The organism is Pseudomonas sp. TYF_14 (genome assembly GCF_043105275.1).
GTDB lineage: Bacteria > Pseudomonadota > Gammaproteobacteria > Pseudomonadales > Pseudomonadaceae > Aquipseudomonas > Aquipseudomonas alloputida.
Map to the genome: position 1 here is coordinate 135,109 of NZ_JBICLK010000016.1, position 23,774 is coordinate 158,882.

The 23,774-nt window shown below is 57.1% G+C and carries 28 protein-coding genes; all 28 read right to left on the reverse strand.

The window, feature by feature from the left end; all coding sequences use genetic code 11:
* Nucleotides 1–22: 22 nt before the first annotated feature.
* The 28 genes from secY to rpoB all read right to left on the reverse strand — a co-directional run bounded on the left by secY (nucleotide 23) and on the right by rpoB (nucleotide 23,618).
* Entirely contained in the window at nucleotides 23–1,354 is a 1,332-nt protein-coding gene (secY, locus tag ACF8O8_RS05025; RefSeq protein WP_010951776.1) for a preprotein translocase subunit SecY, read from the reverse strand.
* Nucleotides 1,355–1,789, reverse strand: a complete 435-nt coding sequence (gene rplO, locus ACF8O8_RS05030; RefSeq protein ID WP_003255461.1) for a 50S ribosomal protein L15 — start codon at nucleotides 1,787–1,789, stop codon at nucleotides 1,355–1,357. It abuts the gene before it with no gap.
* A gap of 3 nt (nucleotides 1,790–1,792) precedes the next feature.
* Nucleotides 1,793–1,969 carry a 50S ribosomal protein L30 gene (gene rpmD, locus ACF8O8_RS05035; RefSeq protein ID WP_003255463.1) on the reverse strand — a complete coding sequence of 59 codons (177 nt, stop codon included), beginning with the start codon at nucleotides 1,967–1,969 and terminating at the stop codon, nucleotides 1,793–1,795.
* A 2-nt stretch (nucleotides 1,970–1,971) separates the two neighbouring features.
* The gene (gene rpsE / locus ACF8O8_RS05040; protein ID WP_003255465.1) at nucleotides 1,972–2,472 is read right to left on the reverse strand and encodes a 30S ribosomal protein S5; all 501 of its coding nucleotides are present in this window, start codon (nucleotides 2,470–2,472) and stop codon (nucleotides 1,972–1,974) included.
* Between the two features lie 3 nt (nucleotides 2,473–2,475).
* Nucleotides 2,476–2,826 (reverse strand): 50S ribosomal protein L18, encoded by a 351-nt coding sequence (rplR, locus tag ACF8O8_RS05045; protein WP_003255467.1) that lies wholly within the window; start codon nucleotides 2,824–2,826, stop codon nucleotides 2,476–2,478.
* A gap of 10 nt (nucleotides 2,827–2,836) precedes the next feature.
* A complete protein-coding gene (gene rplF / locus ACF8O8_RS05050; protein ID WP_003255469.1) occupies nucleotides 2,837–3,370 on the reverse strand; it encodes a 50S ribosomal protein L6 in 534 nt (177 codons plus the stop codon).
* Between the two features lie 12 nt (nucleotides 3,371–3,382).
* Complete coding sequence (rpsH, locus tag ACF8O8_RS05055; RefSeq protein ID WP_350298349.1) at nucleotides 3,383–3,775, reverse strand: 30S ribosomal protein S8; 393 nt, start codon at nucleotides 3,773–3,775, stop codon at nucleotides 3,383–3,385.
* A gap of 208 nt (nucleotides 3,776–3,983) precedes the next feature.
* On the reverse strand, nucleotides 3,984–4,289 hold the full coding sequence (rpsN, locus tag ACF8O8_RS05060; RefSeq protein ID WP_003255472.1) for a 30S ribosomal protein S14: 306 nt from the start codon (nucleotides 4,287–4,289) through the stop codon (nucleotides 3,984–3,986).
* Between the two features lie 13 nt (nucleotides 4,290–4,302).
* Nucleotides 4,303–4,842, reverse strand: coding sequence for a 50S ribosomal protein L5 (gene rplE / locus ACF8O8_RS05065; RefSeq protein WP_003255474.1), 540 nt, complete (start codon nucleotides 4,840–4,842; stop codon nucleotides 4,303–4,305).
* Nucleotides 4,843–4,862: 20 nt separating this feature from the next.
* Nucleotides 4,863–5,177 carry a 50S ribosomal protein L24 gene (gene rplX / locus ACF8O8_RS05070; protein WP_003255476.1) on the reverse strand — a complete coding sequence of 105 codons (315 nt, stop codon included), beginning with the start codon at nucleotides 5,175–5,177 and terminating at the stop codon, nucleotides 4,863–4,865.
* A gap of 11 nt (nucleotides 5,178–5,188) precedes the next feature.
* On the reverse strand, nucleotides 5,189–5,557 hold the full coding sequence (rplN, locus tag ACF8O8_RS05075) for a 50S ribosomal protein L14 (protein ID WP_002555479.1): 369 nt from the start codon (nucleotides 5,555–5,557) through the stop codon (nucleotides 5,189–5,191).
* A gap of 23 nt (nucleotides 5,558–5,580) precedes the next feature.
* Nucleotides 5,581–5,847 (reverse strand): 30S ribosomal protein S17, encoded by a 267-nt coding sequence (gene rpsQ, locus ACF8O8_RS05080; protein ID WP_003255478.1) that lies wholly within the window; start codon nucleotides 5,845–5,847, stop codon nucleotides 5,581–5,583.
* Nucleotides 5,848–5,849: 2 nt separating this feature from the next.
* A complete protein-coding gene (rpmC, locus tag ACF8O8_RS05085) occupies nucleotides 5,850–6,041 on the reverse strand; it encodes a 50S ribosomal protein L29 (RefSeq protein WP_002555481.1) in 192 nt (63 codons plus the stop codon).
* Nucleotides 6,041–6,454, reverse strand: a complete 414-nt coding sequence (rplP, locus tag ACF8O8_RS05090; protein WP_003255479.1) for a 50S ribosomal protein L16 — start codon at nucleotides 6,452–6,454, stop codon at nucleotides 6,041–6,043. The genes rpmC and rplP overlap by 1 nt, the downstream gene beginning before the upstream one ends.
* A gap of 12 nt (nucleotides 6,455–6,466) precedes the next feature.
* The gene (rpsC, locus tag ACF8O8_RS05095; RefSeq protein WP_003255481.1) at nucleotides 6,467–7,153 is read right to left on the reverse strand and encodes a 30S ribosomal protein S3; all 687 of its coding nucleotides are present in this window, start codon (nucleotides 7,151–7,153) and stop codon (nucleotides 6,467–6,469) included.
* Between the two features lie 13 nt (nucleotides 7,154–7,166).
* Nucleotides 7,167–7,499, reverse strand: coding sequence for a 50S ribosomal protein L22 (gene rplV / locus ACF8O8_RS05100; protein WP_003103908.1), 333 nt, complete (start codon nucleotides 7,497–7,499; stop codon nucleotides 7,167–7,169).
* 11 nt (nucleotides 7,500–7,510) lie between these two features.
* Nucleotides 7,511–7,786, reverse strand: coding sequence for a 30S ribosomal protein S19 (gene rpsS / locus ACF8O8_RS05105; RefSeq protein WP_003255482.1), 276 nt, complete (start codon nucleotides 7,784–7,786; stop codon nucleotides 7,511–7,513).
* 16 nt (nucleotides 7,787–7,802) lie between these two features.
* Nucleotides 7,803–8,627: a 50S ribosomal protein L2 gene (gene rplB / locus ACF8O8_RS05110; protein WP_003255483.1), complete on the reverse strand. Its 825-nt coding sequence runs from the start codon at nucleotides 8,625–8,627 to the stop codon at nucleotides 7,803–7,805.
* Between the two features lie 14 nt (nucleotides 8,628–8,641).
* A complete protein-coding gene (gene rplW, locus ACF8O8_RS05115) occupies nucleotides 8,642–8,941 on the reverse strand; it encodes a 50S ribosomal protein L23 (protein ID WP_003255484.1) in 300 nt (99 codons plus the stop codon).
* Nucleotides 8,938–9,540: a 50S ribosomal protein L4 gene (rplD, locus tag ACF8O8_RS05120; RefSeq protein ID WP_003255485.1), complete on the reverse strand. Its 603-nt coding sequence runs from the start codon at nucleotides 9,538–9,540 to the stop codon at nucleotides 8,938–8,940. The genes rplW and rplD overlap by 4 nt, the downstream gene beginning before the upstream one ends.
* Before the next feature lie 12 nt (nucleotides 9,541–9,552).
* A complete protein-coding gene (gene rplC / locus ACF8O8_RS05125; protein ID WP_003255486.1) occupies nucleotides 9,553–10,188 on the reverse strand; it encodes a 50S ribosomal protein L3 in 636 nt (211 codons plus the stop codon).
* 80 nt (nucleotides 10,189–10,268) lie between these two features.
* Nucleotides 10,269–10,580, reverse strand: a complete 312-nt coding sequence (gene rpsJ, locus ACF8O8_RS05130) for a 30S ribosomal protein S10 (RefSeq protein ID WP_003186070.1) — start codon at nucleotides 10,578–10,580, stop codon at nucleotides 10,269–10,271.
* A 141-nt stretch (nucleotides 10,581–10,721) separates the two neighbouring features.
* Nucleotides 10,722–11,915 carry an elongation factor Tu gene (tuf, locus tag ACF8O8_RS05135; protein ID WP_013970626.1) on the reverse strand — a complete coding sequence of 398 codons (1,194 nt, stop codon included), beginning with the start codon at nucleotides 11,913–11,915 and terminating at the stop codon, nucleotides 10,722–10,724.
* A 27-nt stretch (nucleotides 11,916–11,942) separates the two neighbouring features.
* Nucleotides 11,943–14,090 carry an elongation factor G gene (gene fusA, locus ACF8O8_RS05140; protein ID WP_003255490.1) on the reverse strand — a complete coding sequence of 716 codons (2,148 nt, stop codon included), beginning with the start codon at nucleotides 14,088–14,090 and terminating at the stop codon, nucleotides 11,943–11,945.
* A gap of 30 nt (nucleotides 14,091–14,120) precedes the next feature.
* Nucleotides 14,121–14,591 (reverse strand): 30S ribosomal protein S7, encoded by a 471-nt coding sequence (gene rpsG / locus ACF8O8_RS05145; RefSeq protein WP_003246741.1) that lies wholly within the window; start codon nucleotides 14,589–14,591, stop codon nucleotides 14,121–14,123.
* A gap of 106 nt (nucleotides 14,592–14,697) precedes the next feature.
* Nucleotides 14,698–15,069 (reverse strand): 30S ribosomal protein S12, encoded by a 372-nt coding sequence (rpsL, locus tag ACF8O8_RS05150; RefSeq protein WP_003255492.1) that lies wholly within the window; start codon nucleotides 15,067–15,069, stop codon nucleotides 14,698–14,700.
* A gap of 211 nt (nucleotides 15,070–15,280) precedes the next feature.
* On the reverse strand, nucleotides 15,281–19,480 hold the full coding sequence (gene rpoC / locus ACF8O8_RS05155; protein WP_010951774.1) for a DNA-directed RNA polymerase subunit beta': 4,200 nt from the start codon (nucleotides 19,478–19,480) through the stop codon (nucleotides 15,281–15,283).
* A 64-nt stretch (nucleotides 19,481–19,544) separates the two neighbouring features.
* Entirely contained in the window at nucleotides 19,545–23,618 is a 4,074-nt protein-coding gene (rpoB, locus tag ACF8O8_RS05160) for a DNA-directed RNA polymerase subunit beta (protein ID WP_003255495.1), read from the reverse strand.
* Nucleotides 23,619–23,774: the final 156 nt, after the last annotated feature.

The window sequence follows — 23,774 nt, forward strand, 5'->3', positions numbered from 1 at the left end:
CTCCTCGAACCTTAGGGGCGTATCAGCGCAGCAAACCGCTGCCACCGTAGCCTTTCAGGTTGGCTTTCTTCATCAGGGATTCGTACTGGTGCGAAACGAGGTGCGATTGTACTTGGGACATGAAGTCCATCACAACCACTACCACAATCAGCAACGAGGTCCCGCCAAGGTAGAACGGCACATTTGCTGCCACCACCAGGAACTGGGGCAGAAGGCAGACGGCCATCATGTAAAGAGCACCGAACATGGTCAAACGGGTCAGAACGCCATCAATGTAGCGTGCCGACTGCTCACCAGGACGGATACCCGGAATAAAGGCACCGGACTTCTTCAGGTTTTCCGCTACGTCTTTCGGGTTGAACATCAACGCTGTGTAGAAGAAGCAGAAGAAAATGATCCCTGCACTAAACAGCAGAATGTTCAACGGCTGACCAGGAGCGATCGACTGCGAGATGTCCTGCAGCCAGCCCATACCTTCGGACTGACCAAACCAGGCACCCAGCGAAGCCGGGAACAGCAGAATGCTGCTCGCGAAAATAGCCGGGATAACCCCCGCCATGTTCACTTTCAGCGGCAAGTGGCTAGTCTGCGCAGCGAAGACCTTACGGCCCTGCTGACGCTTGGCGTAATGAACGGCGATACGACGCTGACCACGCTCAATGAACACCACAAAACCGATAATCGCTACTGCCAGCAGACCGATGGCGACCAGGGCGAAAATGTTGATATCGCCTGTGCGTGCAGACTCGAAAGACTGCCCGATTGCTCTCGGAAGACCGGCAACGATACCCGCGAAAATCAACATCGAGATACCGTTGCCCACACCGCGCTCGGTGATCTGCTCGCCCAGCCACATCATGAACATCGCGCCTGCCACGAAAGTGGAAACAGCGACGATATGGAAGCCCAGGCCTACAGAAAACGCCACGCCCTGGTTGGCCAGGCCAATGGACATGCCAATGGCTTGGACCAGTGCCAGGATAACGGTGCCGTAGCGGGTGTACTGGCTGATCTTGCGACGGCCAGCTTCACCTTCCTTCTTCAACTGCTCCAGTTGCGGGCTGACCGCCGTCATCAACTGCATGATGATCGATGCCGAAATGTACGGCATGATCCCCAGTGCAAAGATGCTCATGCGCTCGAGCGCGCCACCGGAAAACATGTTGAACAAGCTAAGAATGGTCCCCTCATTCTGCCGAAACAGATCCGCCAGACGGTCCGGATTGATGCCGGGAACCGGGATATGCGCACCTATCCGATAGACGATGATCGCCATGAACAGAAAGCGCAGACGAGCCCAGAGTTCCGACATCCCGCCCTTACCGAGCGAAGAGAGAGCACCTTGCTTAGCCATTTATTCCTCGAATTTGCCGCCAGCTGCTTCGATAGCCGCACGCGCACCCTTGGTGGCTGCGATACCCTTGATGGTGACTGCGCGAGTAACTTCGCCAGACAGCATGATTTTCACACGCTGAATGTGCTGGTTGATCACGTTGGCATCCTTCAGGGATTGCACGGAGATCACGTCGCCTTCCACTTTGGCCAGCTCGGACAGACGCACTTCAGCGCGGTCCATGGCTTTCAGGGAAACGAAGCCGAACTTCGGCAGGCGACGGTGCAGCGGCTGTTGACCGCCTTCGAAGCCAGGAGCGATCGAACCACCCGAACGGGAAGTCTGACCTTTGTGGCCACGGCCGCCGGTCTTACCCAGACCGCTACCGATACCACGACCTGGACGATGCTTCTCGCGACGGGAACCCGGCGCTGGACTCAGATCATTGAGTTTCATCGATTAGCCCTCGACCTTCAGCATGTAGTAAGCCTTGTTGATCATCCCGCGGTTCTCGGGAGTATCCTGGACTTCTACAGTGTGACCGATGCGACGCAGACCCAGGCCTTTAACACACAGCTTGTGGTTAGGCAGACGGCCCGAGACGCTCTTGATCAGCGTTACTTTTACGGTTGCCATGATCAGAAGATCTCCTCGACGCTCTTGCCACGCTTGGCGGCAATGGATTCAGGAGATTGCATGGCTTTCAGACCCTTGAAGGTGGCGTAAACCACGTTCACTGGGTTGGTCGAACCGTAGCACTTGGCCAGAACGTTCTGAACACCAGCAACTTCCAGGACAGCACGCATTGCGCCACCGGCGATGATACCGGTACCTTCCGAGGCAGGCTGCATGTAAACCTTCGAGGCGCCGTGGGCAGCCTTGGTGGCGTACTGCAGGGTGGTGCCCTTCAGGTCAACCTGGATCATGTTGCGGCGAGCAGCTTCCATGGCTTTCTGGATCGCGGCTGGTACTTCGCGCGACTTGCCACGGCCGAAGCCAACACGACCTTTACCATCACCAACCACGGTCAGCGCGGTGAAGGTGAAGATACGGCCGCCTTTTACGGTTTTGGCAACGCGGTTAACTTGAACCAGCTTCTCGATGTAGCCTTCGTCGCGCTTTTGATCGTTATTTGCCATAACTTAGAACTCCAGCCCGCCTTCACGAGCAGCATCAGCCAGCGCTTTGACGCGGCCATGGTACTTGAAGCCGGAACGGTCAAAGGCAACTTGAGATACACCGGCGGCTTTCGCACGCTCAGCTACCAGCTTGCCAACCTTAGTGGCCGCGTCGATGTTGCCAGTGGCGCCATCACGCAGGTCTTTGTCCAAGGTCGAGGCGCTTGCCAGAACCTTGCTGCCGTCGGCCGAAATGACCTGGGCGTAGATGTGCTGCGAGGAGCGGAACACGCACAGGCGCACGACTTCGAGTTCGTGCATCTTGAGACGTGCTTTGCGAGCGCGACGCAGTCGAATAACTTTTTTGTCGGTCATTTACTAGGCCCTACTTCTTCTTGGCTTCTTTACGACGGACTACTTCGTCCGCGTAACGCACACCTTTACCTTTGTAAGGCTCTGGCGGACGGAAGTCGCGGATTTCAGCGGCCACCTGACCTACCAGCTGCTTGTCGATACCCTTGATCAGGATGTCGGTCTGGCTAGGTGTTTCAGCGGTGATACCGGCTGGCAGTTCGTAGTCCACTGGGTGAGAGAAGCCCAGGGCCAGGTTCAGGACGGTGCCTTTAGCCTGTGCCTTGTAACCAACACCGACCAGCTGGAGCTTGCGCTCGAAGCCTTGGCTTACGCCTTGGACCATGTTGTTGACCAGAGCGCGGGTGGTACCGGCCATGGCACGAGCTTGCTGGTCACCATTGCGAGCGACGAAACGCAGCTCACCAGACTCTTCGGTAACTTCAACAGACGAGTGAACGTTCAGTTCGAGAGTACCTTTGGCACCCTTCACCGAAAGCTGCTGACCGGCGAATTTGACTTCGACACCGGATGGCAGCTTAACGGGGTTCTTAGCGACGCGAGACATGTCTATCCCCCCTTAGAACACTGTGCACAGAACTTCGCCGCCGACACCGGCAGCGCGCGCAGCGCGATCAGTCATCACACCTTTGTTGGTGGAGACGATAGACACGCCCAGACCGCCACGTACTTTCGGCAGATCGGTGACGGCCTTGTACTGGCGCAGGCCTGGACGGCTGGAGCGCTTCAGTTCCTCGATGACCGGACGGCCTTCGAAGTACTTCAGTTCGATCGACAGGGAAGGCTTGACCTCACCAGTTACCTGGTAGCCAGCGATGTAACCTTCGTCCTTCAGAACTTTGGCAACCGCGACCTTCAGGGTAGAGGAAGGCATGCTTACGACGGACTTTTCAGCCATCTGGGCATTACGGATGCGAGTTAGCATGTCCGCTAACGGGTCCTGCATACTCATGGGCTAGATGCTCCTGATACAAGAATTATTAGCCTTGCGGCTATGACAACCACCCGAACCGTTTGGGCAAAAACCCAGGCTCAGGTGAGCCGGTCATTCTAGACACAAGGCAGAAACGAAACAAGCCCCATATAGGGGCTTGTTTGTTGGCAAGGTCACCGGCGGTCGGAAGATTGCTCCCCTTCCACCCGCGCCTTGCCTGCAGCGATTACCAGGAGGCCTTGACCAGACCTGGTACGTCACCGCGCATTGCAGCTTGACGCAGCATGTTACGGCCCAGGCCGAACTTACGGTATACACCGTGAGGACGACCGGTCAGGCGGCAACGGTTGCGCAGGCGCGAGGCGCTAGCGTCGCGTGGCTGCTTCTGCAGAGCGACAACGGCAGCGAAACGCTCTTCTGGAGAGGCGTTCAGGTTGACGATGGTCGCTTTCAGCTCAGCACGCTTCTTAGCGAACTTTGCTACCGTGAGCTGACGCTTCAGCTCGCGGTTTTTCATGCTCTTCTTGGCCATTTTCCTACTCCAATCAGTTGCGGAACGGGAACTTGAAAGCACGCAGCAGAGCGCGGCCTTCGTCGTCCGAACGAGCAGTGGTGGTCAGGGTGATGTCCAAACCGCGCAGAGCATCGATCTTGTCGTAGTCGATTTCCGGGAAGATGATCTGCTCTTTCACGCCCATGCTGTAGTTGCCACGACCATCGAAGGACTTGGCATTCAGGCCGCGGAAGTCGCGAACCCGAGGCAGGGAGATCGCCAGCAGGCGGTCCAGGAATTCGTACATCTTGTCGCTACGCAGGGTCACCTTGACGCCGATCGGCCAGCCTTCGCGGACTTTGAAGCCAGCGATGGATTTGCGAGCGAAAGTCACGACCGGCTTTTGACCGGTGATCTTTTCCAGGTCAGCAACAGCGTGCTCGATGACTTTCTTGTCGCCGATCGCTTCGCCCAGACCCATGTTCAGGGTGATCTTGGTAACGCGCGGAACTTCCATCACGTTCGACAGCTTAAGTTCTTCCTTAAGCTTAGGAGCGATTTCGTTCCGGTAAATCTCTTTCAGTCGTGCCATGGTCTTCTACCTAGCAGTGTTCAAGCATCAACCGCTTTTTGGGTCGACTTGAAGACACGAATTTTTTTACCGTCTTCTACTTTGAAACCAACGCGGTCAGCCTTGTTGGTTTCACCGTTGAAGATGGCAACGTTGGAAGCGTGCAGAGGCGCTTCTTTCTCGACGATACCGCCCTGTACGCCCGCCATCGGGTTAGGCTTGGTATGACGCTTGACCAGGTTCACGCCACCGATAACCAGACGGTCATCAGCCAGAACCTTCAGCACCTTACCGCGCTTACCTTTGTCTTTGCCGGCGATCACGATGATCTCGTCGTCACGACGAATCTTTTGCATGTCGGATCTCCTTACAGCACTTCAGGGGCGAGCGAGACGATCTTCATGAACTTCTCAGTACGAAGTTCACGGGTCACTGGCCCGAAGATGCGAGTGCCGATCGGCTCTTGCTTGTTGTTCAGCAGAACAGCAGCGTTGCCGTCGAAACGAATGATGGAACCGTCAGCGCGACGAACACCGTGACGGGTACGTACGACGACAGCGGTCATCACTTGGCCTTTTTTGACCTTACCGCGCGGAATTGCTTCCTTGACGGTTACTTTGATGATGTCACCGATACCGGCGTAACGGCGGTGCGAACCGCCGAGTACCTTGATGCACATGACGCGACGAGCGCCGCTGTTATCGGCCACATCGAGCATGGATTGAGTCTGAATCATAAAATTTCTCCGACCCTTAGCCCTTAGACTTCAACAGCGCGTTCGAGGACTTCAACCAGTGCCCAGGACTTGGTCTTGGCCAGCGGACGGGTTTCACGGATGGAAACCTTGTCGCCGATCTTGCACTGGTTGGCTTCGTCGTGCGCGTGCAGCTTAGTCGAACGCTTAACGTATTTACCGTAGATCGGGTGCTTTACGCGACGCTCGATCAGAACGGTGATGGTCTTGTCCATTTTGTCGCTGACGACACGGCCAGTCAGCGTACGGACGGTTTTTTCAGCTTCAGCCATGATCACTTACCTGCCTGCTGGTTGAGCACAGTTTTCACGCGAGCGATGTCACGCTTAACTTGCGAGAGCAGGTGCGACTGCCCCAACTGGCCAGTTGCTTTCTGCATACGCAGATTGAACTGGTCGCGCAGCAAGCCGAGCAGTTGCTCGTTCAGTTGCTGTGCCGATTTTTCACGAAGTTCATTCGCTTTCATCACATCACCGTCCGCTTAACAAAGGAGGTGGCGAGAGGCAGCTTTGCAGCAGCCAGGGCGAAAGCTTCGCGCGCCAGCTCTTCAGAAACACCCTCGATCTCGTACAGGACTTTGCCTGGCTGAATCTGGGCAACCCAGTATTCCACGGAGCCCTTACCTTTACCCATACGAACCTCAAGAGGTTTTTTGGAGATCGGCTTGTCCGGGAACACACGGATCCAGATCTTACCGCCACGCTTAACGTGACGGGTCAGCGCACGACGTGCGGACTCGATCTGGCGAGCGGTGAGGCGACCGCGAGCAACAGCTTTCAGGGCGAATTCGCCGAAGCTGACTTTGCTACCGCGCAGTGCCAGACCACGGTTGTGGCCAGTCATCTGCTTGCGGAATTTTGTACGCTTTGGTTGCAACATTTGGCGTACCCCTTACTTAGCAGCTTTTTTACGAGGCGCTGGTGCTTGTGGTTTCAGTTCTTCTTGGCGACCACCAATAACTTCGCCTTTGAAGATCCAAACCTTCACACCGATCACACCGTAAGTGGTGTGAGCTTCGTAGGTGTTGTAGTCGATATCGGCACGCAGGGTGTGCAGAGGCACACGACCTTCGCGATACCACTCGGTACGAGCAATCTCAGCACCGCCGAGACGACCGCTCACCTGGATCTTGATGCCCTTGGCACCAATACGCATGGCGTTCTGTACCGCGCGCTTCATGGCGCGACGGAACATTACACGGCGTTCCAGCTGCTGAGCTACGCTCTGCGCAACCAGCATAGCGTCGAGTTCCGGCTTGCGGATCTCTTCGATGTTGATGTGCACAGGCACACCCATCTGCTTGGTCAGGTCCTGACGCAGCTTCTCGACATCTTCACCTTTCTTACCGATAACGATACCGGGACGAGCGGTGTGGATGGTGATGCGTGCAGTTTGAGCCGGACGATGAATATCGATACGGCTTACGGACGCGCTTTTTAGTTTGTCTTGGAGGTACTCACGCGTTTTCAGATCCTTCAACAGGTAATCTGCGTAAGTAGCACCGTCTGCGTACCAGACGGAGGTGTGCTCCTTGACGATTCCCAGGCGAATGCCAGTGGGATGTACTTTCTGACCCATCTGATCGACTCCGTTACTTGTCCGCAACCTTGACAGTGATATGGCAAGACCGCTTGACGATGCGATCAGCACGGCCTTTGGCACGTGGCATGATGCGCTTCAGCGAACGCCCTTCGTTGACGAAGACGGTGGAGACCTTCAGGTCATCAACGTCTGCGCCTTCGTTGTGTTCGGCGTTGGCTACGGCCGACTCGAGGACTTTCTTCATGATTTCAGCGGCTTTTTTGCTGCTGAAGGCCAACAGGTTGAGCGCTTCGCCCACCTTCTTCCCGCGGATCTGGTCGGCGACCAAGCGGGCTTTCTGGGCGGAGATGCGAGCGCCCGACAACTTAGCGGCTACTTCCATTTCCTTACCCCTTAACGCTTGGCTTTCTTGTCAGCCACGTGCCCGCGATAGGTGCGGGTACCGGCGAACTCGCCCAGTTTGTGGCCGACCATGTCTTCGTTCACGAGAACTGGAACATGCTGGCGACCGTTGTGAACCGCGATGGTCAGACCGACCATTTGTGGCAGGATCATCGAACGGCGCGACCAGGTTTTAACTGGCTTGCGATCGTTCTTCTCCACCGCCACTTCGACCTTCTTCAACAGGTGAAGATCGATAAAAGGACCTTTTTTCAGAGAACGTGGCACTGTCGTATCCCTCTAGTTACTTGCGACGACGGACGATCATGTTGTCGGTACGCTTATTACCACGGGTTTTAGCACCCTTGGTTGGGAAGCCCCATGGCGATACCGGATGACGACCACCGGAGGTACGACCTTCACCACCACCGTGTGGGTGGTCAACCGGGTTCATGGCAACACCACGAACGGTTGGGCGAACGCCGCGCCAGCGTTTGGCACCAGCTTTACCCAGCGAACGCAGGCTGTGCTCGGAGTTCGAGACTTCGCCCAGGGTCGCACGGCACTCAGCCAGGACTTTACGCATTTCACCAGAGCGCAGACGCAGGGTCACGTAGACACCTTCGCGAGCGATCAGCTGAGCCGAAGCACCAGCGGAACGAGCGATCTGAGCACCTTTACCCGGCTTCAGTTCGATGCCGTGAATGGTGCTACCTACTGGAATGTTGCGCAGCTGCAGGGAGTTACCGGCCTTGATTGGGGCCAGGGCACCTGCGATCAGCTGGTCGCCAGCGCTCACGCCTTTAGGCGCGATGATGTAGCGACGCTCACCGTCTGCGTAGCACAGCAGGGCGATGTGAGCAGTACGGTTTGGATCGTATTCGATACGCTCGACAGTGGCTGGAATGCCATCTTTGTCGTTGCGACGGAAGTCGACCAGACGGTAATGCTGCTTGTGACCACCACCAACGTGACGAGTGGTAATGCGGCCATTGTTGTTACGACCACCAGACTTCGATTTTTTCTCGATCAGCGGTGCGTGAGGAGCGCCTTTGTGCAGCTCCTTGTTGACCACCTTGACCACGAAACGGCGGCCAGGGGAAGTCGGTTTGCATTTAACGATTGCCATGATGCACCCCTTCCTTACTCAGCACTGCTGCTGAAATCGAGATCTTGGCCTGGCTGAAGGGAGACGATCGCCTTCTTCCAGTCATTACGCTTGCCCAGACCACGTGCGGTACGCTTGGTTTTACCCAGAACGTTAACAGTCGACACGTTTTCAACTTTTACGTTGAACAGGCCTTCGACAGCTTTCTTGATTTCCAGCTTGGTTGCATCAGTAGCAACCTTGAATACGAACTGGCCTTTTTTCTCAGCCAGAACGGTAGCCTTCTCGGAAACGTGCGGGCCAAGGAGGACTTTGAATACGCGTTCCTGGTTCATCCCAGCAGCTCCTCGAATTTCTTCACGGCCGAGACAGTGATCAACACTTTCTCGTATGCGATCAGACTGACCGGGTCGGAACCTTGTACGTCACGTACGTCGACGTGCGGCAGGTTACGAGCAGCCAGGTACAGGTTCTGATCAACAGCGTCGGAAACGATCAGTACATCGCTCAGACCCATGCCGTTCAGCTTGTTCAGCAGATCTTTGGTTTTCGGTGCTTCAACAGCGAAGTCCTGAACCACGACCAGACGGTCGCTACGCACCAGCTCAGCGAGGATGGAGCGCAGAGCTGCGCGATACATCTTCTTGTTGAGCTTTTGCGAGTGATCTTGAGGGCGAGCTGCGAAGGTTACACCACCGCCACGCCAGATCGGACCACGAGTGGTACCAGCACGAGCACGGCCAGTACCCTTCTGACGCCATGGGCGCTTACCGCCACCAGCCACGTCGGAACGGGTCTTCTGCTGCTTGGTGCCCTGACGGCCGCCGGCCATGTAGGCCACGACTGCTTGGTGAACCAGCGTCTCGTTGAATTCGCCACCGAAAGTCAGTTCGGAAACTTCGATCGCCTGAGCGTCATTTACATTAAGTTGCATGTCAGTTTCCCCTTAACCGCGAGCCTTGACAGCTGGACGTACAACCACGTCGCCGCCAGTAGCGCCAGGTACGGCACCCTTGATCAGCAGCAGGTTGCGTTCAGCGTCTACGCGAACTACTTCCAGGGACTGAACAGTCACGCGCTCGGCGCCCATGTGACCGGACATTTTCTTGCCCTTGAACACACGACCAGGAGTCTGGCACTGGCCGATGGAACCAGGAACACGGTGCGACACGGAGTTACCGTGGGTGTTGTCCTGACCACGGAAGTTCCAGCGCTTGATGGTACCGGCGAAGCCTTTACCTTTGGACTGACCAGTAACGTCTACCAGCTGGCCTGCAGTGAAGAGTTCAGCTTTGATCAGATCGCCAGCCTGGAAATCGCCTTCTTCAAGACGGAACTCCCAAACACCGCGACCAGCGGCAACGTTGGCCTTGGCGAAGTGGCCTGCCTGAGCGGCAGTCACACGCGAAGCACGACGCTCGCCGACAGTGACTTGCACTGCACGGTAGCCATCGGTTTCTTCAGTTTTGAACTGGGTGACGCGATTCGGCTCGATCTCAATGACCGTGACCGGAATGGAGACACCTTCTTCGGTGAAAATGCGGGTCATACCGCACTTGCGACCGATTACACCAATAGTCATGTTGTAAACCTCATGAGTGTACGGGGCTTTCACCCGCTATGGCCGCCCATTTCAGAGCGTTACACGACTAGACCGAAGTCTTAGCCGAGGCTGATCTGTACTTCCACACCTGCCGCCAGATCAAGCTTCATCAGCGCGTCAACGGTTTTATCCGTTGGCTGGACGATGTCCAGAACACGCTTATGAGTGCGAATCTCGTACTGGTCACGCGCGTCTTTGTTGACGTGCGGGGAGACCAGAACGGTGAAACGCTCTTTGCGGGTAGGCAGTGGAATTGGACCACGCACTTGTGCACCAGTACGTTTCGCGGTTTCCACGATTTCCTGGGTGGATTGGTCGATCAGGCGATGGTCGAAAGCCTTCAACCTGATACGGATTTGCTGATTTTGCATTGGATTTCAGACTCCAGGCTGTTCCCAACGGACGCACTACGCCCGCTAAAAGGAGGCGTGATTCTATAGACGCCCCCAATTAGTGTCAACCCAATAAAAAAAACCCCCGCTGAGCGGGGGTTTTTTCAATCGGTCGAGTGATTACTCGATGATTTTGGCCACAACGCCGGCGCCGACGGTACGACCGCCTTCACGGATAGCGAAGCGCAGACCGTCTTCCATTGCGATGGTCTTGATCAGGGTAACAGTCATCTGAATGTTGTCACCTGGCATTACCATTTCAACGCCTTCCGGCAGTTCGCAGTTACCGGTCACGTCAGTGGTACGGAAGTAGAACTGTGGACGGTAGCCTTTGAAGAACGGAGTGTGACGGCCGCCTTCTTCCTTCGACAGGACGTAGACTTCTGCGGTGAACTTGGTGTGCGGCTTGACCGAACCTGGCTTGACCAGAACCTGGCCACGCTCAACGTCGTCACGCTTGGTACCACGCAGCAGAACGCCGCAGTTCTCGCCAGCACGACCTTCGTCCAGCAGCTTGCGGAACATCTCAACACCGGTGCAGGTGGTGGTGGTGGTGTCACGCAGACCAACGATTTCCAGCGGATCCTGAACGCGGACGATACCACGCTCGATACGACCGGTAACAACGGTACCACGACCCGAGATCGAGAATACGTCTTCGATCGGCATCAGGAACGGCTGGTCGACGGCACGAACTGGCTCAGGGATGTAGGCATCCAGAGTTTCTACCAGCTTCTTGACAGCGGTAGTGCCCATTTCGTTGTCGTCTTTGCCTTCCAGGGCCATACGAGCCGAACCGATGATGATCGGAGTGTCGTCGCCTGGGAAGTCGTAGGTGGAAAGCAGGTCGCGAACTTCCATCTCGACCAGTTCCAGCAGCTCAGCGTCGTCTACCAGGTCAGCCTTGTTCAGGAAGACCACGATGTACGGAACGCCTACCTGACGGGACAGCAGGATGTGCTCACGGGTTTGCGGCATCGGACCATCGGCGGCCGAGCAAACCAGGATCGCGCCGTCCATCTGGGCAGCACCGGTGATCATGTTCTTCACGTAGTCAGCGTGACCTGGGCAGTCAACGTGAGCGTAGTGACGAATGTTCGAGTTGTACTCGACGTGAGCGGTGTTGATGGTGATACCGCGCGCTTTTTCTTCCGGAGCCGAGTCGATCTTGTCGAACTCAACGACTGCCGAACCGAAAACTTCGGAGCAGACGCGAGTCAGAGCTGCGGTCAGAGTGGTCTTACCGTGGTCAACGTGGCCGATGGTGCCGACGTTAACGTGGGGAAGGGAACGATCAAATTTTTCTTTAGCCACGACAGTGAACCTCTTGCCTAAAGGGGATTAGCCTTGTTTTTTAACGAGTGCTTCGACGATGTTCGACGGAGCTTCGGCGTATTTGGAGAATTCCATGGAGTAGCTTGCGCGACCCTGAGACATGGAACGAACGTCGGTTGCGTAACCGAACATCTCTCCGAGCGGTACTTCAGCACGGACGACACGGCCAGAGACCGACTCATCCATACCCTGGACCAGACCACGACGACGGTTCAGGTCACCCATCACGTCACCCAGGTAGTCTTCCGGGGTTACAACTTCGACTTTCATGATCGGCTCGAGAACCACGCCACCGCCCTTCTGGGCCAGTTGCTTGGTCGCCATCGAAGCAGCGATCTTGAACGCCATTTCGTTGGAGTCGACGTCGTGGTACGAACCGTCGAATACCGCGGCCTTCAGGCCGATCAGAGGATAACCGGCAACAACGCCGTTTTTCATCTGCTCTTCGATACCCTTCTGGATCGCAGGGATGTATTCCTTAGGAATCACACCACCAACGACTTCGTTGGAGAACACCAGACCTTCTGTGATGTTGCCCTTGTCGTCCACGTCCGGCTCGGAGAAGCGAACCCAGCAGTGACCGAACTGACCACGACCACCCGACTGACGAACGAACTTGCCTTCGATCTCGACGTTGGATTTGGTGATCTTCTCGCGGTACGAAACCTGCGGCTTGCCGATGTTGGCTTCGACGTTGAATTCGCGCTTCATGCGGTCAACGAGGATGTCCAGGTGCAGCTCACCCATACCGGAGATGATGGTCTGACCGGTTTCTTCATCGGTCTTGACGCGGAACGATGGGTCTTCCTGAGCCAGCTTGCCCAGTGCGATACCCATCTTCTCCTGGTCCTGCTTGGTTTTCGGCTCTACAGAGAGCGAAATCACAGGCTCAGGGAAGTCCATACGCTCAAGGATGATCGGCTTGTCGGCGTTGCACAGGGTATCACCAGTAGTGACGTCCTTCATGCCGATCAGAGCAGCGATGTCGCCTGCACGTACTTCTTTGATCTCTTCACGCTGGTTGGCGTGCATCTGGACCATACGACCAACGCGCTCTTTCTTGCCTTTGACCGAGTTGATGACGGAGTCACCGGAGGTCAGGAAGCCCGAGTAAACGCGAACGAAGGTCAGAGTACCAACGAACGGGTCGGTGGCAATCTTGAAGGCCAGGGCCGAGAACGGCTCGTCGTCGTCAGCATGACGCTCGTCGAACTGCTCTGGCTTGACTTCGTCCTTAGGCACGTCGATCAGGTCAGGGTGGATACCCTTGATCGCAGGGATCTCGGTCGGAGCTGGCAGGAAGTCGATAACGGCGTCGAGAACCAGGGGAACACCCTTGTTCTTGAACGACGAACCGCAGACAGCCGGAACGATCTCGCTGGCCAGGGTGCGCGCGCGCAGGCCTGCCTTGATCTCTTCGACGGACAGCTCACCTTCTTCAAGGTACTTGTTCATCAGCTCTTCGGTGGCTTCGGCGGCGGCTTCAACCATGTTGTTGCGCCATTCGTTAGCCAGCTCGACCATATCCGCAGGAATTTCTTCCTCGCGGTAGGTAGTACCCTTGTCGTCGTCGTTCCAGTAGATAGCCTTCATCTTGATCAGGTCAACCTGACCCTGGAAGTTATCTTCCGAACCGATGGCCAGCTGAACAGGAACCGGAGTGTGACCCAGACGGTTCTTGATCTGACCTACGACGCGCAGGAAGTTTGCACCAGCACGGTCCATCTTGTTCACGTAGACAACACGCGGAACGCCGTACTTGTTGGCCTGACGCCATACGGTTTCGGACTGCGGCTCAACGCCGGAGGTGCCACAGAACACAACGACCGCGCCGTCGAGTACACGCAGCGAACGCTCTACTTCAATGGTGAAGTCAACGTGGCCAGGGGTATCGATAACGTTTACGCGGTAGTTGTCATACTGACCACGGGAACCTTTCCAGAAGGTGGTAACGGCAGCGGAGGTAATGGTGATACCCCGCTCCTGCTCCTGCACCATCCAGTCGGTGGTCGCGGCGCCGTCATGCACCTCGCCCATTTTGTGGCTCAGACCTGTGTAGAACAGGATCCGCTCGGTAGTGGTGGTCTTGCCCGCGTCAACGTGGGCACAGATACCAATGTTACGGTAGCGGTTAATTGCTGTAGTACGAGCCATAAAGCCCTCGCAAAAAGATTGATGCTTGAATTAGAAGCGGTAGTGCGAGAACGCTTTGTTGGCTTCAGCCATACGGTGAACGTCTTCACGCTTCTTGACTGCAGCACCCTTGCCTTCGGCAGCATCCAGCAGTTCGCCGGCCAGACGCAGAGCCATCGACTTCTCGCCGCGCTTGCGGGCGTAGTCTACGAGCCAGCGCATTGCCAGAGCGTTACGACGGGATGGACGAACTTCAACCGGGACCTGGTAAGTGGCACCGCCGACACGACGGGACTTTACTTCGACCAGCGGAGCGATGGCGTCGAGAGCTTTCTCGAAGATTTCCAGGGGGTCGCTGTTCTTGCGTGCTTTGACGGTATCCAGGGCACCGTAAACGATGCGCTCGGCTACGGCCTTCTTGCCGCTTTCCATCACGTGGTTCATGAACTTCGCGAGAATCTGGGATCCGTACTTCGGATCGTCAAGGATCTCACGTTTTGCTGCTACACGACGTCTTGGCATGATAAGCCCTCAAACGGTCTTCAGGTTAGCCCGGGACGTGGGTCTTCGACCCCTGCCCGACCTTACTCTTATCGACTCAAAAAAATGGATGTCTGCAAACGACCGATTACTTCGGACGCTTGGTACCGTACTTCGAACGACCCTGGTTACGGCCTTTAACGCCCGAAGTATCCAGAGAGCCGCGAACGGTGTGGTAACGAACACCTGGCAAGTCTTTTACACGGCCGCCACGAATCAGGACGACGCTGTGCTCTTGCAGGTTGTGGCCTTCACCACCGATGTACGAGGAAACCTCGAAACCGTTGGTCAGACGCACACGGCATACTTTACGCAGTGCCGAGTTAGGTTTTTTCGGCGTGGTGGTGTACACACGGGTGCACACGCCACGACGCTGCGGGCAGTTCTGCAGCGCAGGAACGTCGGACTTCTCGACCGAACGCTTACGCGGCTGACGTACCAGCTGGTTGATAGTTGCCATCTACTAGCTCCACTGATTGTCTTGCGACTCTATTGTCTTGCAAGAAAGCCAAAAATTGGCGAGACGGAGCCTCACCAAATTTAAGGGTACAAAAGTCTAAAGAGGATCTTGCACCCAGTCAAGACGAGGCCCCGGCCCTCCCCGCCCGATCATCGGCAACATTTCATGTCGCCGATGATCGCCCGAGGCTTGCCGGGGCCTTGCCCTGTACTTAATTACCGCTGGAATTCAGCGCTTCGGTCAGTGCAGCTTCCACTTCACTGGCGCTTACACGCAGCGGTTTGTCGGCATCACGGCGACGCTTGCGCTCGCTGTGGTAGGCCAGACCAGTACCGGCCGGGATCAGACGACCCACGACCACGTTCTCTTTCAGGCCGCGCAGGTAGTCGCGCTTGCCGGTTACCGCCGCTTCGGTCAGTACGCGGGTTGTTTCCTGGAAGGAAGCCGCGGAGATGAACGACTCGGTGGACAGCGAGGCCTTGGTGATACCCAGCAGCACTCGGGTGAACTTGGAGATGAACTTGTCCTCGCTAGCGAGACGCTCGTTCTCTACCAGCACCTGGGTCAGTTCCATCTGGTCGCCCTTGATGAAGCTGGAATCGCCCGACTCGGAGATCTCAACCTTGCGCAGCATCTGACGCAGAATGGTCTCGATGTGCTTGTCGTTGATCTTCACGCCTTGCAGACGGTAAACGTCCTGGATCTCGTTGACGATGTACTTCGCCAGCGCACTCACACCCAGCAGACGCAGGATGTCATGCGGATCGCTCGGGCCGTCGGAGATAACTTCACCGCGGTTTACCTGTTCACCTTCGAAGACGTTCAGGTGGCGCCACTTCGGAATCAGCTCTTCGTACGGTTCGCTACCGTCGGTCGGAGTGATCACCAGGCGACGCTTGCCCTTGGTCTCTTTACCGAATGCGATGGTGCCGCTGACTTCAGCCAGAATCGAGGCTTCTTTCGGACGACGCGCTTCGAACAGGTCGGCAACGCGTGGCAGACCACCGGTAATGTCACGGGTCTTCGACGTCTCTTGCGGGATACGCGCGATAACGTCACCAACACCGATCTGAGCACCGTCAGCCACACCGACAAGGGCGTTGGCCGGCAGGAAGTACTGGGCAGGTACGTCAGTACCTGGCAGGTACAGATCCTTGCCTGCAGCATCGACCATCTTGATTGCCGGACGGATTTCCTTGCCTGCGGCAGGGCGATCCTTGACGTCCAGTACTTCAATGTTGGTCAAGCCGGTCAGTTCGTCGGTCTGACGCTTGATGGTGATGTTTTCTTCCATGCCCACGAAGGTCACGGTACCTTTCAGCTCGGTAACGATCGGGTGGGTGTGTGGGTCCCACTTGGCGACGATGGCGCCAGCTTCGACCTTTTCACCTTCCTTGACCGAAATCACCGCACCGTAAGGCAGCTTGTAGCGCTCACGCTCACGACCGAACTCGTCAGCAATCGCCAACTCACCCGAACGCGATACGGCAACCAGGTTACCGTCGGCACGCTCAACCTGCTTCAGGTTGTGCAGACGCACCATACCGCCATTCTTAACCTGGACGCTGTCGGCAGCCGAGGTACGGCTTGCAGCACCACCGATGTGGAACGTACGCATGGTCAGCTGGGTACCCGGCTCACCGATCGACTGGGCAGCGATAACGCCGACAGCCTCACCGATGTTCACCTGGTGACCACGAGCCAGATCACGACCGTAGCACTTGGCGCAAATGCCGTAGCGGGTTTCGCAGTTGATCGGCGAACGCACGATCACTTCGTCGATGCTGTTCAGCTCGATGAACTCGACCCACTGCTCGTCGACCAAGGTACCGGCCGGAACGATAACGTCCTCGGTGCCTGGCTTGAATACGTCACGGGCGATGACACGACCCAATACACGCTCACCCAGTGGCTCTACAACGTCGCCGCCTTCGATGTGTGGCGTCATCACCAGGCCCTGATCGGTGCCGCAGTCGATCTCGGTCACTACCAGATCCTGGGCAACGTCCACCAGACGACGAGTCAGGTAACCGGAGTTAGCGGTTTTCAGTGCGGTATCCGCCAGACCCTTACGAGCACCGTGAGTCGAGATGAAGTACTGAAGTACGCTCAGACCTTCACGGAAGTTCGCGGTGATCGGCGTCTCGATGATGGAACCGTCCGGCTTGGCCATCAGACCACGCATACCGGCCAGCTGACGGATCTGGGCTGCGGAACCCCGCGCACCCGAGTCAGCCATCATGTACATCGAGTTGAAGGACTCTTGCTCGACTTCCTTGCCTTCGCGGTCGATGACCTTCTCTTTCGAGAGGTTGGCCATCATCGCCTTGGACACTTCGTCGTTCGCCTTCGACCACAAGTCGATGACCTTGTTGTACTTCTCGCCCTGGGTTACCAGGCCGGAGGCGTACTGGCTCTCGATTTCCTTCACTTCGTCGGTAGCGTTACCGATGATGCGGGCTTTCTCGTCCGGGATAACGAAGTCGTTAACACCGATGGAAACGCCGGAAATGGTCGAGTATGCGAAACCGGTGTACATCAGTTGGTCGGCGAAGATAACGGTCTCTTTCAGACCAACCACGCGGTAGCACTGGTTGATCAGCTTGGAGATCGCCTTTTTCTTCATCGGCTGGTTGACCACGTCATACGGCAGACCTGCCGGCACAACCTGGAACAGCAGCGCACGGCCGACGGTGGTGTCAACGATGCGGGTGTTCTTGACCACCGAGCCATCACGCTCTTTCACGGTTTCGTTGATACGAACCTTGATTTTCGCGTGCAGGGCGGCTTCGCCGGCGCGGAATACGCGGTCGACTTCCTGCAGGTCGGCGAACACGCGACCTTCGCCCTTGGCATTGATGGCTTCCCGGGTCATGTAGTACAGACCCAGTACAACGTCCTGCGACGGAACGATGATTGGCTCACCGTTGGCTGGCGACAGGATGTTGTTGGTCGACATCATCAGCGCACGCGCTTCGAGCTGGGCTTCCAGGGTCAGCGGCACGTGAACGGCCATCTGGTCACCGTCGAAGTCGGCGTTGTACGCAGCACAGACCAGCGGGTGCAGCTGAATAGCCTTACCTTCGATCAGTACGGGTTCAAACGCCTGGATACCCAGACGGTGAAGGGTCGGTGCACGGTTGAGCAGTACGGGGTGTTCGCGAATCACTTCAGCGAGAACGTCCCACACCTCTGGCAGCTCGCGCTCGACCATCTTCTTGGCAGCCTTGATGGTGGTCGCCAGACCACGCATTTCCAGCTTGCCGAAAATGAACGGCTTGAACAGCTCGAGGGCCATCTTCTTCGGCAGACCGCACTGGTGCAGACGCAGGGTCGGACCTACGGTAATTACCGAACGGCCGGAGTAGTCAACACGCTTACCGAGCAAGTTCTGACGGAAACGACCTTGCTTACCTTTGATCATGTCGGCCAGGGACTTCAGCGGACGCTTGTTCGAGCCAGTGATGGCGCGACCACGACGGCCGTTGTCCAGCAGAGCGTCAACCGCTTCCTGCAGCATGCGCTTTTCGTTGCGCACGATGATGTCCGGCGCCGACAGATCCAGCAGGCGCTTCAGACGGTTGTTACGGTTGATCACCCGGCGATACAGGTCGTTCAGGTCGGAAGTCGCGAAACGGCCACCATCCAGCGGAACCAGCGGACGCAGGTCCGGCGGCAGCACTGGCAGGACGGTCAGGACCATCCACTCAGGCAGGTTGCCCGAGCCCTGGAAAGCTTCCATCAGCTTCAGACGCTTGGAAAGCTTCTTGATCTTGGTTTCCGAGTTGGTCTGCGGAATTTCTTCGCGCAGGCGGCCGATCTCGTGCTCCAGGTCGATAGCGTGCAGCAGCTCGCGGACAGCCTCGGCACCCATACGGGCATCGAAGTCGTCACCGAACTCTTCCAGCGCTTCGAAGTACTGCTCGTCGTTCAGCAGCTGGCCCTTTTCCAGGGTAGTCATGCCCGGGTCGATAACGACATAGCTCTCGAAGTAGAGCACGCGCTCGATATCACGCAGGGTCATGTCCATCAGCAGGCCGATACGGGACGGCAGCGACTTCAGGAACCAGATGTGGGCAACCGGCGAGGCCAGCTCGATGTGCGCCATGCGCTCACGACGAACCTTCGCCAGGGCAACTTCAACGCCGCACTTCTCGCAGATTACGCCGCGGTGCTTGAGGCGCTTGTACTTGCCGCACAGGCACTCGTAGTCCTTGACTGGGCCAAAGATCTTGGCGCAGAACAGGCCGTCACGCTCAGGCTTGAACGTACGGTAGTTGATGGTTTCCGGCTTCTTAACTTCACCGAACGACCACGAACGGATCATTTCAGGCGACGCCAGACCGATGCGGATGGCGTCGAACTCTTCGACTTGACCCTGGTTTTTCAGCAAATTCAGTAGGTCTTTCAAGGCCTTTCCTCCTGGCGGAGCAGGGAGCGGGCATTACCTGCCCCACTCCCCTTCGCGTCACGTGTTATTCGGTTTCCAGATCGATATCGATACCGAGCGAACGGATCTCTTTGATCAACACGTTGAAGGACTCGGGCATGCCCGGCTCCATACGGTGATCGCCATCCACGATGTTCTTGTACATCTTGGTACGGCCGTTCACGTCGTCCGACTTCACTGTGAGCATTTCTTGCAGGGTGTATGCCGCGCCGTATGCTTCCAGCGCCCACACTTCCATCTCCCCGAAACGCTGACCACCGAACTGCGCCTTACCACCCAGCGGCTGCTGGGTAACCAGGCTGTAGGAACCAGTGGAACGCGCGTGCATCTTGTCGTCCACCAAGTGGTTCAGCTTGAGCATGTACATGTAACCAACGGTCACAGGACGCTCGAACTTGTTGCCGGTACGGCCATCGAACAGCACCATCTGGCCGCTCTCTGGCAGGTCGGCCAGCTTCAGCATGGCCTTGATCTCGCGCTCCTTGGCACCATCGAAGACCGGGGTAGCCATAGGCACGCCTTTCTTCAGGTTGTTAGCCAGGGCCAGGATTTCTTCGTCGGTGAACTCGTCGAGGTTTTCCTGACGACCGCCGATCTCGTTGTAGACCTCGGTCAGGAACACGCGCAGCTCAGCGGCTTTACGCTGCTCTTCGAGCATGCGGTCGATCTTCTCGCCCAGACCCTTGGCCGCGAGGCCCAGGTGGGTTTCAAGGATCTGACCAACGTTCATACGCGAAGGTACACCCAGCGGGTTCAGTACGACGTCAACCGGAGTACCGTTGGCATCGTGCGGCATGTCTTCAACCGGCATGATGACCGAGACGACACCCTTGTTACCGTGACGACCGGCCATCTTGTCACCCGGCTGGATGCGGCGGCGGATTGCAAGGTAAACCTTGACGATCTTCAGTACGCCCGGTGCCAGGTCATCGCCCTGCTGCAGCTTGCGCTTCTTGTCTTCGAACTTGTCGTCCAGCAGACGGCGACGGTCGACGATGTACTGCTGAGCCTTTTCCAGCTGCTCGTTCAGTGCATCTTCAGCCATGCGCAGTTTGAACCACTGGCCGTGCTCCAGACCGTCCAGCACCTCGTCAGTGATCACGGTGCCTTTCTTCAGGCCCGCACCACCATCAACTACCTGGCCGTTCAGGGCAGAACGCAGACGCTCGAAGGTCGCACCTTCAACAATGCGGAACTCTTCGTTGAGGTCCTTGCGGATCTCGTCGAGCTGCATCTTCTCGATGGCCAGCGCGCGGCTATCGCGCTCCACGCCATCACGGGTGAAGACCTGTACGTCGATGACAGTACCCTTGGTGCCGGTTGGCACACGCAGGGAGGTGTCCTTAACGTCGCTGGCCTTCTCACCGAAGATTGCGCGCAGCAGTTTTTCTTCCGGAGTCAGCTGGGTTTCGCCTTTTGGCGTGACCTTGCCAACCAGGATGTCGCCAGCGCCAACTTCAGCACCTACGTAAACGATACCGGCTTCGTCCAGCTTGTTCAGTGCGGCTTCACCCACGTTCGGGATGTCCGCAGTGATTTCCTCTGGGCCGAGCTTGGTGTCACGCGCCACACAGGTCAGTTCCTGAATGTGGATGGTGGTGAAGCGATCTTCCTGAACAACACGCTCGGACAGGCAGATGGAGTCTTCGAAGTTGAAGCCGTTCCACGCCATGAACGCGATGCGCATGTTCTGACCCAGAGCCAGCTCACCCATGTCGGTGGACGGGCCGTCGGCCATGATGTCACCACGCTGAACCTTGTCACCCTTGCTCACCAGCGGACGCTGGTTGATGCAGGTGTTCTGGTTCGAACGGGTGTACTTGGTCAGGTTGTAGATATCCACACCCGCTTCGCCGGTTTCCACTTCGTCGTCGGCAACGCGAACAACGATACGGCTGGCGTCGACCGAGTCGATCACACCACCGCGGCGAGCAACCACGCAGACACCGGAGTCACGGGCAACGTTGCGCTCCATGCCGGTACCTACCAGCGGCTTGTCGGCACGCAGGGTCGGTACAGCCTGACGCTGCATGTTCGAACCCATCAACGCACGGTTGGCGTCGTCGTGCTCGAGGAACGGAATCAGCGACGCTGCAACGGAAACAACCTGCTTCGGCGAAACGTCCATCAGGGTGACGTCTTCCGGCGCCTTGACGGTGAATTCGTTCAGGTGACGAACTGCTACCAGCTCATCGATCAGTTGCTTCTTGTCGTTCATCGCGGCCGAAGCCTGTGCGATGACGTGATCTGCCTCTTCGATTGCCGACAGGAACACGATGTCGTCGCTGACAACGCCTTCCTTCACCACGCGGTACGGGCTTTCCAGGAAGCCGTACTGGTTGGTGCGGGCATAGGCCGCCAGGGAGTTGATCAGACCGATGTTCGGACCTTCAGGGGTCTCGATCGGGCACACACGGCCATAGTGGGTCGGGTGTACGTCACGGACTTCGAAGCCGGCACGCTCACGGGTCAGACCGCCAGGGCCGAGTGCGGAGACACGGCGCTTGTGGGTAATCTCCGAGAGAGGGTTGTTCTGGTCCATGAACTGGGACAGCTGGCTGGAACCGAAGAACTCTTTCACCGCTGCCGCTACCGGCTTGGCGTTGATCAGGTCTTGCGGCATCAGGCCTTCGCTTTCCGCCATCGACAGGCGTTCCTTGACCGCGCGCTCGACACGCACCAGGCCAACGCGGAACTGGTTCTCGGCCATCTCGCCGACGCAACGTACGCGACGGTTACCCAGGTGGTCGATGTCGTCGACGATGCCTTTGCCGTTACGGATATCGACCAGGGTCTTCAGAACCTCGACGATGTCTTCCTTGCTCAGCACGCCCGAACCCTCGATCTCGGTACGACCGATACGACGGTTGAACTTCATGCGGCCTACGGCGGACAGATCGTAACGCTCGGCACTGAAGAACAGGTTGTTGAACAGGGTCTCGGCTGCGTCCTTGGTTGGCGGCTCGCCTGGACGCATCATGCGGTAGATCTCGACCAGCGCTTCCAGTTGGTTGCTGGTGGTGTCGATCTTCAGAGTGTCAGAGATGAACGGACCGCAATCGATGTCGTTGGTGTACAGGGTCTCGATACGGACAACCTGCGCCTTGGCGACCTTGATCAGCAGCTCGGTAGTCATCTCGGTGTTGCATTCGGCGAGAATTTCGCCGGTAGCCGGATGCACGATAGCCTTGGCGGTAGTGCGGCCCAGGACGTATTCCATTGGAACGTCCAGTTGCTTGACGCCGGCCTTCTCGAGCTGGTTGATGTGGCGCGCGGTAATACGGCGGCCTTGCTCGACGATGACTTTGCCGGTTTCGTCATGGATGTCCATGACTGCAACTTCACCACGCAGACGCTGCGGTACCAGTTCCAGGCTGAGTTTTTCGCCGGAAATGTGGAACACGTTGGTGGTGTAGAAGGTGTTCAGCACTTCTTCAGTGCTGTAACCCAGGGCGCGCAGCAGCACCGAGGCCGGCAGTTTGCGGCGACGGTCGATACGCACGAACACGCAGTCCTTCGGGTCGAACTCGAAGTCCAGCCAGGAACCGCGGTAAGGGATGATGCGAGCGGAGTACAGCAGCTTGCCCGAGCTGTGGGTCTTGCCACGGTCGTGGTCGAAGAACACACCAGGCGAACGGTGCAGCTGGGAAACGATCACACGCTCGGTACCGTTGATAACGAAGGTACCGTTCTCAGTCATCAGGGGGATTTCACCCATGTAGACTTCTTGCTCTTTGATGTCCTTGATCGCTTTGTTCGACGATTCCTTGTCGAAGATGATCAGGCGCACCTTGACCCGCAGTGGGACCGCGAAGGTCACGCCACGCAGGACACATTCCTTCACATCGAAGGCGGGTTCGCCCAGGCGATAGCCTACGTACTCCAGGGCAGCATTGCCGGAGTAGCTGATGATCGGGAATACCGATTTGAAGGCCGCGTGCAGGCCGACGTCGCGGAAGTGATCCTTGGATGCTCCCGCTTGCAGGAATTCGCGATACGAATCCAGCTGGATGGCCAGGAGGTAAGGCACATCCATGACGTCCGGCAACTTGCTAAAGTCCTTGCGGATACGTTTTTTCTCAGTGTATGAGTAAGCCATCAGCGTTCCCCAGCTTGGTCACCTGCTTGTTTGGCTTCTCCCGGCGGGAGCAGCCAGAAAATCGTGCAAACCCCTTGGTTTGCGCCACCCACATGGGTGTCTTGCAGCTCGTTATCGGGACCGGCCTGACCGGCCACCAATAACGGAAAAAGGCCG